Genomic DNA, 12,465 nt, shown 5'->3' with positions numbered 1-12,465 from the left:
GCCTGGAAGGGTAGTCGGGCCGCCGCCGACACCGCTGTGACCTGGGACGTCACCCCGCCCGGCATCTCGTCCGCCGGACCGGGAATGCCGGACGCCGCCCAGGCGGTTGGCACTCTGTCGGTGATGTGTGCCCGGGACGGGGCAGCGCACACCGGACAACGGGCGGCCCGTGCGCGGGCCGCCGAGACGGGCCGCACAGAGGAGGCTTCAGCCAGGTGATCCAGCACCCCGTCCGTTCGGTACGCCGTGCCCAGCCCGCCCCGCCCGCGCGAGGCCTGCTGCAGTCGCTCGTGCCGGGCCGCCGCCGCCCGCGCCGGATAGCGATGCTGAGCGTCCACACCTCGCCGCTGCACCAACCCGGCACCGGGGACGCCGGCGGGATGAACGTCTACATCGTCGAGCTGGCCAAGCGCCTGGCCGCGCTCAACATCGAGGTCGAGGTGTTCACCCGGGCGATCTGCTCGGACGACGCCCCCACCGTCGAGCTGAGCCCGGGCGTGCTGGTGCGGCACGTCACCGCCGGGCCGTACGAGGGCCTGGTGAAGGAGGACCTGCCGGCCCAGCTGTGCGCCTTCACCCACGGGGTGCTGCGGACCGAGGCGGGCCACCGCCCCGGCCACTACGACCTGGTGCACTCGCACTACTGGCTCTCCGGGCAGGTCGGCTGGCTGGCCGCGCAGCGCTGGGGGGTGCCGCTGGTGCACACCATGCACACCATGGCGAAGGTGAAGAACGCCGCGCTGGCCGAGGGCGACACGCCCGAGCCCGCAGCCCGGGTGATCGGCGAGACCCAGGTGGTCGAGGCGGCCGACCGGCTGATCGCCAACACCACCGAGGAGGCCGCCGAGCTGGCGCTGCACTACGCCGCCCGGCCGGACCAGCTGGCCGTCGTCCACCCCGGCGTCAACCTGGACGTCTTCCGCCCCGGCGGGTCGTCGGCGCGGGCCGCCGCCCGGGACCGCCTGGGCCTGCCGCAGGACGCGGCGGTGCTGCTGTTCGCGGGCCGGATCCAGCCACTGAAGGCCCCGGACGTGCTGCTGCGGGCGGTCGCCGAACTGCTGGCGCGCCGCCCGGGGTTGCGCGAGCACCTGGTGGTGCCGGTGGTCGGCGGCCCCTCCGGCACCGGGCTGGCCCGGCCGGAGAGCCTGCACAAGCTCGCCGCCCAGCTGGGCATCGGCGACGTGGTGCGGTTCCACCCGCCGGTCGGCCAGGCCGAGCTCGCGCAGTGGTACCGCGCGGCGACGGCCCTGGTGATGCCCTCGTACAGCGAGTCCTTCGGGCTGGTCGCGCTGGAGGCGCAGGCCTGCGGCACCCCGGTGGTGGCGGCCGCGGTCGGTGGTCTGCCGGTCGCGGTGCGGGACGGCGAGACCGGCACGCTGGTGCCCGGCCACGAGCCGGCGGCGTGGGCGCAGGCGCTGGAGCCGTACGTCACCGACCCGGGCCTGGTCGCCCGGCGCGGCGAGGCGGCGGCCCGGCACGCGGGCGGGTTCGGCTGGGACACCGCCGCCGCGACCACCGCCGAGGTGTACGCGGGCAGCCTGGCCCGCCCGGCCGGCCGGCTGGCCACCGCCCGGCGGCGGCTGGCCTGACCGCCGCCCCGGACGATCCCCGGGGCCGGGCGCCGATGCCGGGGGCGCGTCACCGCTGGTGCGCGCCCCCGGTACCGCCGAGTAACGTCACCCCCATGGCAATCCGCACCAAGGACGAGGCCCTGACCCTCCTGCGCACCGCCCTGGACGACGCCGGAGCGGCCTGGGAGCCGGCCACCACCGACCCGTACACGCTGGTGGCGACGCTTCCGGGCACCCGCAAGCTGAGCACCACCTGCGCGCTGCGGGTCGGCGACCACACCCTGTCGGTGAACGTCTTCGTGATCCGCCGCCCGGACGAGAACCACGAGGCCGTCTACCGCTGGCTGCTGGAGCGCAACACCCGGCTGTACGGCGTCGCGTACGCGATCGACCCGCTCGGCGACGTCTACCTGGCCGGCCGCCTGCCGCTGGAGGCGCTCACCCCGGACGCCGTGGACCGGCTGCTCGGGACGGTCCTGGAGAACGCCGACGAGCCGTTCAACACCCTGCTGGAGCTGGGTTTCGCCTCGGCGATCCGGCGCGAGTGGGAGTGGCGCACCAAGCGCGGGGAGTCCACCCGCAACCTGGCCGCCTTCGCCCACCTGGCCGCCCCCGCGGCCGACTGAACCGCGGCCGACCGACCGGGGCCGTCCGGCCGCGGTCGGCGGGCCGTCCCCGGCGTCAGGCGCCCGCCGGGGCCTTCCCCTCCACGGCGGGCACGGCCACCTCGGCAGCGGGCACCGCCACCTCCACGGCCTCCACGGTTTCGAACGGACCGCCGTCCGCCGCAGCCCCGGTGCGCCGCCCCAGCACCGCGTATCCGGCCGCGGCGACCGTGCCGCACACCCCGCACGCGCCCCACAGCACCCCGCCACCGGCCCGCTCCAGCAGCACGCCACCCACGGCCGGGCCGATGAACGAGGCGAGCGACCAGGAGAGCGAGTAGACGCCCTGGTAGCGGCCGCGCGCGTGGGTCGGCGACAGTTCGGCGACCAGCCCCATCAGGGTCGGCGTGTAGAGGATCTCCCCGACCGTCCAGACCGCCACGGTGAGGGCGTAGAGCCACGCGGACGACCCGGCCAGGGCCGTCATCCCGAATCCCCAGCCGATGAGCAGTGCGGCCGCCGCCAGCATGGCCGTCCGGCTGCGGCCCTCGACCCACCGGGTGAGCGGGATCTGCAGCAGCACGATCAGCAGCCCGTTCAGGCCGATGACCAGGCCGTACTCGGTGGACGTGATCCCCTGCTCGCCCATGTCCACCGCGAGCGTGGTGGCGCCCTGCTGCATCACCAGGGCGAGCAGCAGGGTGAGCCCGACCACCGACATGAAGCGGCGGTCGCGGATCACCGTGACGAGGCCGACCGCCGGGGCGTCGGCCTGCGCGGCCGGGGCGTCGGGCTTGGTCTCCGGGATCTTGACGAAGATCACCACCGCGCAGAGCAGGGTGGAGACCGCGTCCAGCAGGAACAGCGTGAGGTAGCCCTGGGTGGCGATCAGGCCGGCGACGGCCGAGGAGAGGCCGAAGCCCAGATTGATGGCCCAGAAGTTCAGCGAGTAGGCGCGGACCCGGTCGGCGGCCGGGACGATGTCCGCGATGATCGCCGAGATGGCCGGGCGGGTGGCGTTGTTGCAGAAGCCGACCAGGAAGGCCACCACGGCGATCGCGACCTGGCCGTCCGTGAAGCCGAGCACGGCGGTGAACAGGGCGGTGCCGAGCTGGGCGCCGACCAGGGTCGGCCGGCGCCCGATCCGGTCGGTCAGTACGCCGGCGACGATCGACGAGACCGCCGCGCCGAGGCCGAACAGGGAGGCGACCAGGCCCGCGTAGGAGGCCGAGTACCCCCGGCTGCTGGTGAGGTAGAGCGCCAGGAAGGTGACCACGAAGGCGCCGAGCCGGTTGACCAGCGTCGAGACCCAGAGCCACCAGAACTGCCGTGGCAACCCGCCCGCCGTCTCCTGCACCATTCTTCGGATCCGGGGGTTGGTGACCAGGGTGAAGAGCATGTGGGGGGCTCCCGGGGGCGGGCGTCCGCTGAGCGGCATGGGCAGGTTCGGTCAGCCGACGCTTGTAAGTGGTGGATAAGCGGAGCACACGTTACCCACGGGCAGAAGGTCCCGACCAGCGCTTTTCGGGCCTCCACTAAGCTGGGGGCCATGGCTGACACGACGTACCGACTCATCCTGCTCCGCCACGGCGAGAGCCAGTGGAACCAGAAGAACCTGTTCACCGGTTGGGTCGACGTCGACCTCAACGAGAAGGGTGAGAAGGAGGCCGCGCGCGGTGGCGAGCTCCTCGCCGCCGAGGGCCTGCTCCCCGACGTGCTGCACACCTCGCTGCTGCGCCGCGCGATCCGCACCTCGCAGATCGCCCTGGACAAGGCCGACCGCCACTGGATCCCGGTCAACCGCAGCTGGCGCCTGAACGAGCGGCACTACGGCGCGCTCCAGGGCAAGGACAAGGCCCAGACCCTGGCCGAGTTCGGCGAGGAGCAGTTCCAGCTGTGGCGCCGCTCGTACGACACCCCGCCGCCGGTGCTGGCCGATGACGCCGAGTACTCGCAGGCCGGTGACGCCCGCTACGCGGAGATCCCGAGCGAGCTGCGTCCGCGCACCGAATGCCTGAAGGACGTCGTCGAGCGGATGCTCCCGTACTGGTACGACGCCATCGTCCCGGACCTCGCCGCCGGCAAGACCGTCCTGGTCACCGCCCACGGCAACAGCCTGCGCGCGCTGGTCAAGCACCTCGACGGCATCTCCGACGAGGCCATCGCGGGCCTGAACATCCCGACCGGCATCCCGCTGGTGTACGAGCTCGACGCCGACTTCAAGCCCGTCACCAAGGGCGGCCGCTACCTCGACGCGGAGGCCGCCGCCGCCGCCATCGAGGCGGTCAAGAACCAGGGCAAGAAGTAGGCCCAGCAGCAGAACGGCCCCCCGCCGGCGCCTCCGGTGCCGGCGGGGGGCCTTCGCGTGTCCACCTCGCTTCTGCTTCAACTGGCCCACCTGGTCGGTGAGTTGTCGGCCGCGAGAATGGTTCAGACCATTGACGGGTGGCGGTGGCGGCTCCTACCGTGAGCTCACCGGAATGGCGCAAGCATGCCAAGGATCCCCCTGTCCTGGCCGCCGTACCCCACGCGCGCGTCTGCGCCCCGGCGCACTCTCCATCCACCCCCACGGAGGAGCACCATGCGCACACGCCACATCGTCGGGGCGGCGGTCGCCGCGCTCGCGATACCGCTCACCTTCGCGCTCCCGGCGCAGTCCCACGGGTACATCTCGACGCCGCCCAGCCGGGCCGCCCTGTGCGGCGCGGAGGTCGTCACCGACTGCGGTGAGATCCAGTGGGAGCCGCAGAGCGTCGAGGGCCCGAAGGGCTTCCCGGCCGCCGGCCCGTCCGACGGCACCATCTGCGCCGGCGGGAACTCGCGCTTCGCCGAACTGGACGACCCGCGCGGCGGCGCCTGGCCGACCACGGCGGTGACGGCGGGGCAGCAGCTCACCTTCACCTGGACGTTCACCGCCCGGCACGCGACCACGAGCTTCACGTACTACCTGACCAAGCCGGGCTACGACGCCAGGCAGCCGATCACCCGGTCGAGCCTGGAGCTGACGCCGTTCCTGACCGTCCCCTACAACGGCCGTCAGGTGCCGAGCACGGTCAGCCACACCGCGACCATCCCGAGCGGGCGAACCGGCCACCAGGTGGTCGTCTCGGTGTGGGAGATCGCCGACACCGGGAACGCCTTCTACTCCTGTACCGACGTCCGGTTCTGACGGATCCCGCCGGGCTCACGGCCCGCGGAAGACCGGGGTGCACGCCCGTCTCCCACGGCGGCCGTGCACCCCGGAACCCCCGGGCCCGCCGCTCTCGCGGCGGCCCGGCTCAGTGGCCGCCGCCGCAGCAGCCACCGTCCGCGCCGCCGCACTGGCAGGGCGCGCCGGACTGGCAGCCGCAGCCGCAGCCCGGGCCACAGCCGCAGCCGGCCGCGAGGACGGGCAGCAGCTTCGGGGAGGGCGGCGCGACGGTGTCGTGTGCCGGTGTCGATCGGGTCGGGTTGGCCTTCATCGTGCTGAACCCTCCTTGTGACGGGCACACTTCGGTGCCTCCAGCTTCGAGTGAAGCCGCCGATCGGAGGGAGCGTCAACAGGCGCGCAGTGGTGGGGCGTACGGGACGTCGTGCGCCCCCGCCACCCCCGTCACGGGTTTATCCGCCCTCGGAGCGAGCGGCCGCCCCTCGGAGCCCCATGCTCCGGGACTCCCGGGACTCCCGGGACTCCCGGGACTCCCGAGGCCCGGACCGGGCGGCCGCACCGCACCGGCGGGAGGTCACTCCGCCGCCGCGGCCTCCGAGGCGGCCACGAACTCGGCCACGTGCTCGCCCGTCACCAGGTACACCACGCGCTTGGCGACCGACACCGCGTGGTCCGCGAAGCGCTCGTAGTAGCGGCCGACCAGGGTGATGTCGACGGCCGTCTCGATGCCGTGGTGCCAGCGGTCGTCGATCAGGTGCGACAGCAGCTCGCGGTGCAGGGTGTCGATCGCGTCGTCGTCCTGCTCCATCTCCAGGGCCTTGTCGACGTCCTTGGTGGCGATCACCAGACCGGCCTTGGCCACCAGGCGCTGGGCGAGCTGGCCCATCTCCAGGACGGTGGAGTGGAGGTCGCCGGGGACGGCGGAGTCGGGGTAGCGCATCCGCGCGACCTTGGCGACGTGCCGGGCGAGGTCGCCGCAGCGCTCCAGGTCGGAGCTCATCCGCAGCGAGGTGACGACGATGCGCAGGTCGGTGGCGACCGGCTGCTGGCGGGCGAGCAGGTCGATGGCTCGGTTCTCCAGCTCGTGGTGGAGATCGTTGATCTTCTGGTCGGCGGCGATCACGCTCTCCGCCAGCGCCAGGTCCGCGTCGAGGAGTGCGGTGGTCGCCCGGCCCAGTGCCGAGCCGACCAGCCGGGCCATCTCGACCAGGCTGTCGCCGATCGCATCGAGTTCCTCGTGGTACGCGTCGCGCATGCTCTCTCCTCAGTAGCTGTGTCGGTGGCGGTGCCGACCGGCCGGCCCGTCCGACCGTCGTTCCGGTGTCCGGGTGACCGCTGCTGGTGGCGCGAATCGTACGCGCACACCTGAGGCGGCGGCCGGTGGTCCGGCCCGCCACCCACTCCCACACGGGCTGCACGGCCAACTCTGCGCCGTCCGGGCGACGATGCACGGCCGGTGTGGTGAATCGGCAGCCACGTGGAGGTGAATTCTCGGCAACGCGCGGCCGATGCCTTGATCGGCCCCTTGGGGAGTGCCCTGGCCATGCGCTTACGCTGGCCACATGGACGTGAACGTGGCCGCCGCCGCTGCCTGCGCCATAGCCGGGCTCGGCGTCGGCCTCACGGCCTCCATCGCCTTCCGCTGGAGCGAACGCGAGCAGGCCAGGGGCAGGCACAGCGGCACCAACAGCAGACACCACGGTCGGCAACAGGGATTGGGCGCCGGCACCCCGGAGCCCCCGCTGCCGCCGGGGGTGGACACCGTACTCTCCGTCCTCCGCTCCTGCGCGATCGTGCTGGGCGAGGGCGACGAGGTGGTCAAGGCCAGCTCCGCGGCGTACGCGATGGGCCTGGTGCGCGGCGGCGCGGTCGCCGTGGACCAGATGCTCTCGCTGGCCCGCGCCACCCGCCGGGACGGCGAGATCCGCCAGGTCGAACTGGAGGTGCCCCGCCCCGGCGTGGCCCGTGCGGGCGAGCCGCTCGCGGTCTCCGTCCGGGTCGCCCCGCTGGGCTCCCGGCTGGTGCTGGTGCTGGTCGAGGACCAGACCGAGCGCCGCCGGGTGGAGGCCGTCCGCCGGGACTTCGTGGCCAACGTCAGCCACGAGCTGAAGACCCCGGTCGGCGCCCTGTCGCTGCTCTCCGAGGCGGTCGCCGACGCGGCCGACGACCCGGAGGCGGTGCAGCGCTTCGCCGGCCGGATGCAGATCGAGGCGACCAGGCTGGCCAGCCTGGTCCAGGAGATCATCGACCTCTCCCGGGTGCAGGACGACCGGCTGATGGTGGACCCCGAGCCGGTCGCGGTGGACGAGCTGATCGCCGAGGCGATCGACCGCTGCCGCCAGCAGGCCGCCGCCAAGCAGATCCTGATCACGGCCGGCGGCATCGCCGGCCTCTACCTGCACGGCAACCGCGGCCAGCTCGCCGCGGCCCTGGGTAACCTGGTCGAGAACGCCGTCAACTACAGCACGCCCCGCACCAGGGTGGCGATCGCCACCCGCCGGATCTCCAGCGCCGCGGCGCTCGGGGAGGCGGACGGCGAGCTGATCGAGATCTCCGTCACCGACCAGGGCATCGGCATCTCCGAGAAGGACCGCGAGCGCGTCTTCGAGCGCTTCTACCGGGTCGACCCGGCCCGCTCCCGGGCGACCGGCGGAACCGGCCTCGGCCTCTCCATCGTCAAGCACGTCGCCGCCTCGCACGGCGGCACGGTCTCGGTGTGGAGCGTCGAGGGCCAGGGTTCGACCTTCACCATCCGCCTGCCCGCCGGGCAGGCGCCCGAGGCCGAGGACACCGACGACCTCGACCGTGACCAGCACGCCCAGACCCTCACCACGGACCGGACGGCCACCACGGGCCGCGCGGACCGTTCGCTCCCCACGGGGGAGCGGGAACACCCCCTGTCAGACACAACCCCCCAGCTTGCCCCGGAGGCCTGATCGTGACCCGAGTACTGGTGGTCGAGGACGAGGAGTCGTTCAGCGACGCCCTCTCGTACATGCTTCGCAAGGAGGGCTTCGAGGTGGCCGTCGCCGCCACCGGCCCCGACGCACTGGAGCAGTTCGAACGCAACGGCGCCGACCTCGTCCTGCTCGACCTGATGCTGCCGGGCCTGCCGGGTACCGAGGTCTGCCGCCAGCTGCGGGTGCGCTCCAACGTCCCGGTGATCATGGTCACCGCCAAGGACAGCGAGATCGACAAGGTGGTCGGCCTGGAGATAGGTGCGGACGACTACGTCACCAAGCCCTACTCCACCCGTGAACTGGTCGCCCGGATCCGCGCGGTGCTGCGCCGCCGCGGCGAGGACGGCGGCGCCGGCGACAACGGCGGCGGCCCGGGCGCCCTGGAGGCGGGCCCGGTCCGGATGGACGTGGACCGGCACGTGGTGACCGTGGACGGCGCCAAGGTCGACCTGCCGCTGAAGGAGTTCGACCTGCTGGAGATGCTGCTGCGCAACGCGGGCCGGGTACTCACCCGCATGCAGCTGATCGACCGGGTCTGGGGCGCGGACTACGTCGGCGACACCAAGACCCTGGACGTCCACGTGAAGCGCCTGCGGGCCAAGATCGAGCCGGACCCGGGCGCCCCGCGCTACCTGGTCACGGTCCGTGGCCTGGGCTACAAGTTCGAGCCGTAAACCGCGACTGCGGACAGACGCGGAAGGCCCCCGCCGGCAGTTGCCGGAGGGGGCCTTCGCGTTGCGTCCGACAGGCCCGGGAGGGGCCCGCCGGACGCGGGGTGGCGCGTTAGTGGGCGCCGGCGGACGCAGTGGCGCCCGCGGGGGTGGTGGCGGCACCGGACGGCGTGGCCGCACCGGTGGTGGCCGGGGCGGCCGGGGTGGTGCTGCCGGTGACCGGGGCGGTCGCGGCGGGGGTGGCGCCCTTGGTGGGCACGGCGGCCGGGGTCGCCGTCGGGCCGAAGCCCTGGTAGAGGCCCTTGTTGGGGCTCACACCGGCCTGGGCGTCGACCTTCTGACCGTCCTTGAAGGTGAACGAGGCCGGGACGAAGCCGCCGACCTGGACACCGACCGAGGCGACCTTGGCGGACGGGTTGCCGTTGCCACCGATCGCCACGGCGCCGCCGGCCGGGACGACGATGGTGGACAGCGGGGCGCCCGCCGCGTCGGTGAACGCGGCGGTGGCACCGTTGCCGACGGTGATGGACTGCAGCTCCGCCGGGGTGTCGCCGGTGTTGGCGATGTTGACGGTCACGTTGGCGGGGCCGGTGTGCTCGCCCGAGGACTCGTCCCCGGTGACGACCACGATGTTGTTCAGCCGGAGGTTCGTTCCGAGGGTTGCCGCCGCGTTGTCGGGCTTGACCTGCAGCGTGTCCGGCGTGTTGCCGGCGGCGCAGGACGACAGCGAGGCGATGGCGATGGCGGCGATGGCGGCGATGCTGCCGCGTCGAAGGCTGCGGCTCACGGCGGCGGCTTCTCCTAAGTCACGTGTCGGTAGGTCAGGTCTCAGATTATCGACCTCACTTATGCGGTCCTCACGGGGTGGTCCCCGTGTCGCACTCCGGAGGCCCGCGGGGCGGCCGTCCGGCCGCATCCGTGGCGTGTCCAGGTCACTCTCGGGACAAGCTTCGACCAAGATCGAATAACGATGTGGATACGGCCCGATAAACGGTGAAAACCCAAGATCCAATCACGGTTTCGGGGGTGTTGCGCAAGGTTTCGCCGAGCGCCGGAACGGCCTCCGACCTGCGGGAAGCCCCTCTCGAACATCGGTCGCAGCACGTCATGGGGGTCCTTGTCAAGCCCCGAGACCGGCCCTGACCTGCGAAAACGCCCTTCGAGTGCGCCGAAAAGCGTGTTATTCTGGAAAGCCACGGAAGGGGTCCTGTCACATGACGTTCAAGGTTGGCGACACGGTGGTCTACCCCCATCACGGGGCTGCGCTGATCGAGGCCATCGAAATTCGCCAGATCAAAGGTGTGGACAAGACCTACCTGGTGCTCAAGGTGCAGCAGGGAGACCTGACGCTCCGCGTGCCCGCCGAGAACGCGGAGTTCGTCGGCGTGCGCGATGTAGTCGGCCAGGAGGGTCTGGACCGGGTCTTCGAGGTGCTGCGCGCACCGTACACCGAAGAGCCGACCAACTGGTCCCGTCGCTACAAGGCGAACCTGGAGAAGCTCGCCTCGGGTGACGTTATCAAGGTCGCCGAGGTTGTGCGCGACCTCTGGCGTCGTGAGCGCGAGCGTGGTCTGTCGGCCGGCGAGAAGCGGATGCTCGCGAAGGCGCGCCAGATCCTCGTCAGCGAGCTCGCGCTGGCGGAGAACACCAACGAGGACAAGGCGGAGACGCTGCTCGACGAGGTGCTCGCCTCGTAGTGCAGTCGGGCTACCGCCCACCGCTCACAGCGCCCGGTGTCGGCGCGCCGCTCCCAGGACGAAGCGTCCGGGGGTGGTGCAGTGGCACTTCGGGCGCTGAGGCGTGTCCGGACGACGCCCCCGGCCCGAGCCGGTCCAGGCCCACAGGACCACACCGCCCCGCAAGACGCCTTGCAAGACCGATTCTGCGGGTTGTGCGGCGGACGGTGGACCGTGGTTCTTCGGAAGGGGCCCGTTGCGCCCGCCGGGCACGCCAAGGCCATACCCACTTCGCCGAAGGAGTGAAACCTGAACGCCTCAGCAGCAGTCGCAGCAGCAGTGGTGCCCGCCGCCGGACGCGGTGAGCGGCTGGGGCCCGGCGCCCCGAAGGCCCTGCGGGAACTGGGCGGTGTGCCGCTCCTGGTGCACGCCGTGCGGGCGCTGGCCCGCAGCCGGGCGGTCGGCCTGGTCGTGGTCGCCGCGCCCGCCGACGGGGTGGCCGAGGTGGTCGCCCTGCTGGACAGCCACGGGCTGGACGACAAGGACATCCGGGTGGTGGCCGGTGGCGCGACCCGCCAGGAGTCGGTCCGGCTCGGCCTGGCCGCGATCCCGGCCGAGGTGGAGGTCGTCCTGGTGCACGACGCGGCCCGCCCGCTCGTCCCGGTCGAGGTGGTGGACGCCGTGGCGGCCGCCGTCCGGGCCGGAGCCGAGGCGGTGGTGCCGGCGGTGCCGCTGGCCGACACGGTGAAGCGGGTCGAGCCGAGCCCGGGTCGCCCCGAGCCGGTGCTCGACACGCCCGACCGGTCCACCCTGCGTGCGGTGCAGACCCCGCAGGGCTTCGACCGGGCCACCCTGGTCGAGGTGCACGCCAAGGCCCTGGCCGAGGAGGCCGCGGGCGCCGCCGACACGCCGTCGGTCACCGACGACGCCGGCCTGGTGGAGCGCTACGGCGGCCGGGTCGTCGTGGTGCCCGGCCACGAGGAGGCGTTCAAGGTCACCCGTCCGCTGGACCTCGTGCTCGCCGAGGCCGTACTCGCCCGCCGGAGGGCCTCCGATGCCTACTGATCCGCTGTCCACCGACGCGTCGGCCACCGAGTCACCGGCCCCCGAGCCGTCGGCGCCGGCTCGCGCGCTGCCGCGCATCGGCATCGGCACCGACGTGCACGCCTTCGAGGCCGGTCGCCCGCTCTGGGTGGCCGGACTGGAGTGGCCGGACGCCGAGTTCGGGCTCTCCGGGCACTCGGACGCCGACGTCGCCGCGCACGCCGCCTGCGACGCGCTGTTCTCGGCCGCCGGAATCGGCGACCTGGGCGCGCACTTCGGCACCGACCGGCCGGAGTGGGCCGGCGCGTCCGGGGTGAAGCTGCTCGGCGAGGCGGCCCGGCTGGTGCGTGCGGCGGGCTTCGAGATCGGCAACGTCGCGGTCCAGGTGATCGGCGTCCGGCCGAAGATCGGCAAGCGGCGGGCCGAGGCGCAGGCCGCGCTGTCGGCCGCGGCCGGTGCGCCGGTGTCGGTGTCCGGCACCACCACCGACGGCCTGGGCCTGACCGGCCGGGCCGAGGGGCTGGCCGCGATCGCCACCGCCCTGGTGTACGAACGGCGTTGAGCCCGTCGGTCCGGGGCGGGGCGGGCCGGCGGCCGGTCGGGAAGGCCCGGTGCGGGACCGGCACAGGTCCGGCACCGGTCCGGTGCGAGGTCGGTGCGGGGTCGGGAATTAATCCGCGGTGACGGGTGTTCAGGAGTCGGTGCCAGGGCTCGAATCGATACGGTTCGGTGCGGGCCCGGGCGCAGGCTCCGCCTGGCAGTGGCCCGACCTCCGACCCGACCGACCGGA

General features: G+C 73.0%; 13 protein-coding genes. 9 read left to right on the top strand and 4 right to left on the bottom strand.

What is annotated here, in order from left to right:
• Positions 1-215: 215 nt before the first annotated feature.
• Both mshA and ACIO5E_RS19455 read left to right on the top strand, forming a co-directional pair.
• A complete protein-coding gene (gene mshA, locus ACIO5E_RS19460) occupies positions 216-1,589 on the top strand; it encodes a D-inositol-3-phosphate glycosyltransferase (RefSeq protein WP_400669207.1) in 1,374 nt (457 codons plus the stop codon).
• 95 nt (positions 1,590-1,684) lie between these two features.
• On the top strand, positions 1,685-2,197 hold the full coding sequence (locus ACIO5E_RS19455; protein WP_400669205.1) for a YbjN domain-containing protein: 513 nt from the start codon (positions 1,685-1,687) through the stop codon (positions 2,195-2,197).
• 55 nt (positions 2,198-2,252) lie between these two features.
• On the opposite strand, the gene ACIO5E_RS19450 is transcribed toward ACIO5E_RS19455, so the two are convergent.
• On the bottom strand, positions 2,253-3,575 hold the full coding sequence (locus ACIO5E_RS19450) for an MDR family MFS transporter (protein WP_400669203.1): 1,323 nt from the start codon (positions 3,573-3,575) through the stop codon (positions 2,253-2,255).
• A 150-nt stretch (positions 3,576-3,725) separates the two neighbouring features.
• Here ACIO5E_RS19450 and ACIO5E_RS19445 point away from each other — a divergent pair, with 150 nt between their 5' ends.
• Positions 3,726-4,484 carry a phosphoglyceromutase gene (locus tag ACIO5E_RS19445; RefSeq protein WP_400669201.1) on the top strand — a complete coding sequence of 253 codons (759 nt, stop codon included), beginning with the start codon at positions 3,726-3,728 and terminating at the stop codon, positions 4,482-4,484.
• Positions 4,485-4,757: 273 nt separating this feature from the next.
• Positions 4,758-5,345 carry a lytic polysaccharide monooxygenase gene (locus ACIO5E_RS19440; RefSeq protein ID WP_400669199.1) on the top strand — a complete coding sequence of 196 codons (588 nt, stop codon included), beginning with the start codon at positions 4,758-4,760 and terminating at the stop codon, positions 5,343-5,345.
• 109 nt (positions 5,346-5,454) lie between these two features.
• On the opposite strand, the gene ACIO5E_RS19435 is transcribed toward ACIO5E_RS19440, so the two are convergent.
• Positions 5,455-5,637 (bottom strand): hypothetical protein, encoded by a 183-nt coding sequence (locus ACIO5E_RS19435; protein WP_400669197.1) that lies wholly within the window; start codon positions 5,635-5,637, stop codon positions 5,455-5,457.
• 261 nt (positions 5,638-5,898) lie between these two features.
• Positions 5,899-6,579 carry a phosphate signaling complex protein PhoU gene (gene phoU / locus ACIO5E_RS19430; RefSeq protein ID WP_280675590.1) on the bottom strand — a complete coding sequence of 227 codons (681 nt, stop codon included), beginning with the start codon at positions 6,577-6,579 and terminating at the stop codon, positions 5,899-5,901.
• Positions 6,580-6,886: 307 nt separating this feature from the next.
• On the opposite strand from phoU, the gene ACIO5E_RS19425 reads away from it, so the two are divergent.
• Positions 6,887-8,260: a sensor histidine kinase gene (locus tag ACIO5E_RS19425; RefSeq protein WP_400669194.1), complete on the top strand. Its 1,374-nt coding sequence runs from the start codon at positions 6,887-6,889 to the stop codon at positions 8,258-8,260.
• Positions 8,261-8,262: 2 nt separating this feature from the next.
• On the top strand, positions 8,263-8,958 hold the full coding sequence (locus ACIO5E_RS19420) for a response regulator transcription factor (RefSeq protein WP_031069385.1): 696 nt from the start codon (positions 8,263-8,265) through the stop codon (positions 8,956-8,958).
• 109 nt (positions 8,959-9,067) lie between these two features.
• On the opposite strand, the gene ACIO5E_RS19415 is transcribed toward ACIO5E_RS19420, so the two are convergent.
• Complete coding sequence (locus tag ACIO5E_RS19415) at positions 9,068-9,742, bottom strand: DUF461 domain-containing protein (RefSeq protein WP_400669192.1); 675 nt, start codon at positions 9,740-9,742, stop codon at positions 9,068-9,070.
• A gap of 427 nt (positions 9,743-10,169) precedes the next feature.
• Between ACIO5E_RS19415 and ACIO5E_RS19410 the strand changes: the two genes are divergently transcribed.
• The 3 genes from ACIO5E_RS19410 (at position 10,170) to ispF (ending at position 12,237) form a co-directional block, all read left to right on the top strand.
• On the top strand, positions 10,170-10,652 hold the full coding sequence (locus tag ACIO5E_RS19410) for a CarD family transcriptional regulator (RefSeq protein ID WP_030244332.1): 483 nt from the start codon (positions 10,170-10,172) through the stop codon (positions 10,650-10,652).
• 318 nt (positions 10,653-10,970) lie between these two features.
• Positions 10,971-11,696 (top strand): 2-C-methyl-D-erythritol 4-phosphate cytidylyltransferase, encoded by a 726-nt coding sequence (gene ispD, locus ACIO5E_RS19405; protein ID WP_400669190.1) that lies wholly within the window; start codon positions 10,971-10,973, stop codon positions 11,694-11,696.
• Positions 11,686-12,237 (top strand): 2-C-methyl-D-erythritol 2,4-cyclodiphosphate synthase, encoded by a 552-nt coding sequence (ispF, locus tag ACIO5E_RS19400; protein ID WP_400669188.1) that lies wholly within the window; start codon positions 11,686-11,688, stop codon positions 12,235-12,237. The genes ispD and ispF overlap by 11 nt, the downstream gene beginning before the upstream one ends.
• The last annotated feature ends 228 nt before the right edge of the window (positions 12,238-12,465 follow it).

The sequence above is a fragment of the Kitasatospora sp. NPDC087314 genome (assembly GCF_044744365.1).
Taxonomy (GTDB): Bacteria; Actinomycetota; Actinomycetes; order Streptomycetales; family Streptomycetaceae; genus Kitasatospora.
The sequence above is the reverse complement of the archived record's forward strand: the minus strand, read 5'-3'. Positions and strand labels throughout refer to the sequence as shown.

What these genes read in the sequence shown, in the direction of transcription:
- ACIO5E_RS19455 (WP_400669205.1), top strand. Translation starts at nt 1,685, where the DNA reads ATGGCAATCCGCACCAAGGACGAGGCCCTGACCCTCCTGCGCACCGCC.
- ACIO5E_RS19450 (WP_400669203.1), bottom strand. Translation starts at nt 3,575, where the DNA reads ATGCTCTTCACCCTGGTCACCAACCCCCGGATCCGAAGAATGGTGCAG.
- ACIO5E_RS19445 (WP_400669201.1), top strand. Translation starts at nt 3,726, where the DNA reads ATGGCTGACACGACGTACCGACTCATCCTGCTCCGCCACGGCGAGAGC.
- ACIO5E_RS19440 (WP_400669199.1), top strand. Translation starts at nt 4,758, where the DNA reads ATGCGCACACGCCACATCGTCGGGGCGGCGGTCGCCGCGCTCGCGATA.
- ACIO5E_RS19435 (WP_400669197.1), bottom strand. Translation starts at nt 5,637, where the DNA reads ATGAAGGCCAACCCGACCCGATCGACACCGGCACACGACACCGTCGCG.
- phoU (WP_280675590.1), bottom strand. Translation starts at nt 6,579, where the DNA reads ATGCGCGACGCGTACCACGAGGAACTCGATGCGATCGGCGACAGCCTG.
- ACIO5E_RS19425 (WP_400669194.1), top strand. Translation starts at nt 6,887, where the DNA reads ATGGACGTGAACGTGGCCGCCGCCGCTGCCTGCGCCATAGCCGGGCTC.
- ACIO5E_RS19410 (WP_030244332.1), top strand. Translation starts at nt 10,170, where the DNA reads ATGACGTTCAAGGTTGGCGACACGGTGGTCTACCCCCATCACGGGGCT.
- ispF (WP_400669188.1), top strand. Translation starts at nt 11,686, where the DNA reads ATGCCTACTGATCCGCTGTCCACCGACGCGTCGGCCACCGAGTCACCG.